Origin of the sequence: Geobacillus sp. WSUCF-018B, assembly GCF_002809985.1 — a bacterium.
GTDB lineage: Bacteria > Bacillota > Bacilli > Bacillales > Anoxybacillaceae > Geobacillus > Geobacillus thermophilus.
This window is the reverse complement of sequence record NZ_PIJF01000091.1, coordinates 469-4689: the sequence shown is the minus strand read 5'-3', so window position 1 is coordinate 4689 and position 4221 is coordinate 469. Positions and strand designations below refer to the sequence as shown.

Below are 4221 nucleotides of genomic sequence, written 5' to 3'. Positions count from 1 at the left end.
CAATCAGTTGAATCTCTTCATCCGAAACAAGTTTTTGCATCAAATTCGGGAGTGTGGTATGCTTGTTCATAGAGAGCACCTCCTGGGTTTGTTTGTGTCATTACTCACATTCTACAGGAAAGGTGCTCTTTTTTCTATACCCTTTGGATTTTATTGGATAATCAACACGCCTGCAGGAATGCTTCAAATTTGCGTTTTAAACATAATCCTTTATCATGATAAATCCAGTCGAAAATTCCTTAATGGTTTTTCTGCCGCTCATATATAAACGAATATGTTTTTCGTTTTTGGTTAAGTACACTTCAAATCCTCGAGCTTTTAAATGATTCTCTAATACCGCCAAAAATCCAAAGCTTCAACCAAGCTGTTTCTGCATCTGTAATCGCCTATCTCGTAGCCTTGATGCCTCTGTTGAAGATTGGTGTTCATGGTAGTAAGGAATTCATTTAAAATTCCAATCTTATTTCTTTTGCTTTACTGATGATTTTCTTGTTTGGGTCAACGACGTCACTCGTAATCATTTTCACCCATTGCACATCTTTCCCGTTCGGCTCTTTTAGAATAAACCCTAGATTACCTTGTTTCGTGCCGTTTCCTTCAATTTCCCCATGTAAGTTTTCAAGATAAATCTCTTTTTCCCAATCAAACTTCTCGCCTGTACTTGATTCCAATAAAGCTACCGGCGCGAAATTTACTTTCTGTGAAGATGTATTTTTGATCTCTACGAATACTTTGATAAAGTCGAACTGTTCCTCATGCGTTAAGGCGTGAAAATAATCAATAAGGCTGTAATCAGGAATTAAATGAATCACTTTCACGTCTTTAACTGTAAGTTGAATTGGTCCAACATTGTATGTCTTGTTTACGATTTTTATTTTCTTTAAAGTAGCTTCTCCCTTTTCATCTACATAATAATCACCTGGTCTTTGTAAATTCTGGTCATCTGTTACCTGCGGGTTTGAAATATATTCGTTTGTCTCTTTTGGTAGCTTATCTTGCTTTGTATCTTTGGTCGACTTATCCATTAGTTCGTTTTTTGTTTGCTGTTGAGTATCTGAATGAGGAGCCTTGTTTCCGTGATCTATATGTTGGCCGCATCCGACAAGCAAAGTTATCAGACTTGTAAGCAAAAATAGTTTTTTCATCATCGTTTGAACCTCCATATGCATATCAAAAAAGTTCCCGTTGCTTGAGTGGGCAACGGGATGTGTGTTCTTTTTTAATGCTTTTTGGATCACTACTTATCTTCAATGACAATGTTTTGTTTTCCTTTTCTTCCTAAAATATCAAAAATGATTTTGGCATGATCCGTGTTCTCTATTTGCCCAACGAAACGTTTACTTCCCGGACCGTATGCATAAACAGGAACGTCTTCCCCGGTATGGCCGCTTGTTGTCCAGCCAGTATGTGAACGTTTGTCAAAAATACGTTCGATCGCATCATCCACTCTTCTTACACCTTTATCCTTGTCCGTTTTCCCTTGTTCAGCGGCATCTTTCACAGATTGTATTTCTTCAGCCGTCAATTCCAAATCGATATACTTTTTCAACGTCTCTTCAACATCGGCACCATTGGCAATCTCTTGTGCCATAAAGTCAGGCGTGCGTTTTGCCGCTTTAATTGGCGCACCGAACCAATTATAAATGCCGTCTGCTCCAATGGAGTAACCACCGGTAGAGTGGTCAGCTGTAGCGATAACAAGCGTATGCTTGTCCTTTTTTGCAAACTCTATAGCCGCTTTGAATGCTTTTTCAAAATCCTCCATTTCACTCATCGCAGAAACAATATCGTTGTCGTGTCCCGCCCAGTCAATCTGGCTTCCTTCCACCATCAAGAAGAAACCATCTTTATCTTTGCTTAAACGCTTAATCGCCGATTTTGTCATTTCTTCCAGGGAAGGAATGTCTTTCGTTCGGTCGATCATTTTCGGAAGTCCTCTTGGCGCAAACAAACCAAGAACTTGTTCGTTTTGATCTTTTAATAATTCATTGCGATTCGTCACATAGCTGTATCCGTCTTTTTTGAATTCTTCCACAAGGTTACGATCCTTACGGATAAATAGATCGGTTCCTCCCCCTAGCAAAACATCGACTTTATGCTCGCCATTGATTAATTCATCATAGTAGTCATTGGCAATAGCATTCATATTTTTACGATGTTCATCATGAGCACCGAATGCTGCAGGAGTTGCGTGTGTAATTTCAGAAGTGGCTACAAGACCAGTTGCTTTACCTGCTGCTTTTGCAGCTTCAAGTACGGTTTTTACTTCTGAACCATCATTATCCACAGCAATGGCTGCATTATATGTTTTAATTCCAGCTGCCATCGCTGTCGCAGCGGAAGCAGAATCAGTTATATTTTCTGCAGGGTCTTCAGGATAAGTCATCTGTTGACCGACAAGATATTTGTCAAACTCTGTTCGCTCAACGAATTTTGTGTTTGGGTTGTCTTTTAAATAACGATATGCGGAAGTATAAGATACACCCATTCCGTCACCAATCATAAAAATGATATTTTTTACTTTTCCATGGTCATGATCTTTCTTTTCTTTTGCATCTGTTTCTGTGACGCTTCCCATTCCTAATAAACTTCCTAAAGCAATGGTAGAAACAACTGCCAAGGGTAAGATTTTTTTTCTGAACAATTTTAAACCCTCCTCAAAAATTTTTTTCAAGAACAATTGTATTGGAGAAATGTTAAGTCTTGTTTAGTCGAGTTTAATAATTGTGTAAAAAAGGGAATAATAGTGTTTTTGGCAAGTAGAAAATGTATGAAATGGCAATTAAAAATGCATACATACACTTGCCAAATTCCATGGTTAACGTTGAGAGATTAAGTCTTTGTATCGGTGACTTTCACCATTGAAGATGATTAAATGAGAATGATGAATCAGCCGATCAATGACGGCCTCTGTTAAAATGGGATCGCCAAAGACATTATTCCATTGGCTAAAAGGTAAATTGGTTGTCACAATGATGCTTTTGGTTTCATAACACATGGAAATAACTTGAAATAATAACTCTGCCCCCTGTTTATGCAATGGAATATAGCCCAATTCATCAAGAATCAAGAGATCCAACTTTTCGATTTGATTGAGAAATTTACCAAGGTCACCTTTTTCATTGGCCTCCAATAAAGCATTGACAATGGAGGCGGCCGTATAGAACTTCACTCTTTTTCCTTGTTTTTTCATCAAATTGAGGGCGATGAGAGTGGAAAGGAATGTTTTACCGGTTCCCACTCCGCCATAGAAGATAAGGTTTTCCTGATTTTTCGTAAACTCACCTTCTAAAATATAATCTTTTGTGATGCCTGGGGCTAGTTGAATCTCCCGCCAATCATAAGGTTTATTTGGAATTTTCGGCAATGTCGCCTGTTTTAGTAGTAAATTTATCCTTCTCTCATCTCGATGCTGCACTTCTCGTTCAAACAGCTTCAGTAAAAATTCCTCATTTGTTTCCGCATGGATGGTATGGTAATTGGCTGGAATCCAGCTTAATTTTAGTCTTTTGGCATATTCCTTATATTTTAATGCATTTGGCCTTTTGGCCATTAACGTAAGATATGGTTGCCATTTCATTGATTTTTGTTTTGTGCCATATAAACGCTCGTGCTTGATAATCAGCTCATGCTCTTCTGTTAAAATGGCAATCTCATGATAAGAGATCTTTGCCAAAACCTTTTGTTTGGCAAAACGGGGAGACGTGGAATATAAATTGTTTTCTAAATGGATGAAACCGTACTTATCAGCCGTGACCTGCTCATATCGGACACATTCAAATTCTTTGGCTGGCAATTGAAGAAATAACGCTTGTTCTTCTTCAAATAATTCAGCGATGAGTCGCTCCTTCTCATAATGCGGACGATTCCAGTCCTTCTCACATTTCTCCCATGTAACTATTCACTCCGATAGTAGTATGTAAAGAAGCGCAACACAAATAGGGCATCCCCGTAATAGAAAATGCCCTAAGTGGTAGAAAGAACGCGATCAAGCGTGTCACCCGTCAACAGAAGACATAACGAATCCCACACGTTTTTTTSGTGTTTCGTCAGTGTGGAAACGATGCTTCTTGCGATGCAAAACGACTGCGCGAAYGTTTCKTCRCGAAAYGTACCCGAAATGTTCTCTTTGACTTTGACCATGCGAAGATCGCGTTCGGCTTGGTTGTTRTCAAAGGGAACATGTACTTCACGTAAGAAACGCAGCGCTTCTTCCTTTCG

The 4221-nt window shown here is 38.9% G+C and carries 4 protein-coding genes and 1 pseudogene; all 5 read right to left on the bottom strand.

What is annotated here, in order from left to right:
- Window positions 1-446: 446 nt before the first annotated feature.
- On the bottom strand, window positions 447-1148 hold the full coding sequence (locus CV944_RS16285; protein ID WP_233205158.1) for a hypothetical protein: 702 nt from the start codon (window positions 1146-1148) through the stop codon (window positions 447-449).
- 89 nt (window positions 1149-1237) lie between these two features.
- Complete coding sequence (locus tag CV944_RS16280; protein ID WP_100664536.1) at window positions 1238-2644, bottom strand: alkaline phosphatase; 1407 nt, start codon at window positions 2642-2644, stop codon at window positions 1238-1240.
- Between the two features lie 174 nt (window positions 2645-2818).
- Window positions 2819-3553, bottom strand: coding sequence for an IS21-like element helper ATPase IstB (gene istB, locus CV944_RS16275; protein ID WP_100664537.1), 735 nt, complete (start codon window positions 3551-3553; stop codon window positions 2819-2821).
- A gap of 42 nt (window positions 3554-3595) precedes the next feature.
- Window positions 3596-3796 (bottom strand): annotated as a pseudogene (locus tag CV944_RS18060) (Mu transposase domain-containing protein); the annotation flags it as partial.
- 170 nt (window positions 3797-3966) lie between these two features.
- A partial coding sequence (locus CV944_RS16270; protein WP_145994839.1) for an IS66 family transposase occupies window positions 3967-4221 on the bottom strand: 255 nt, incomplete at its 5' end.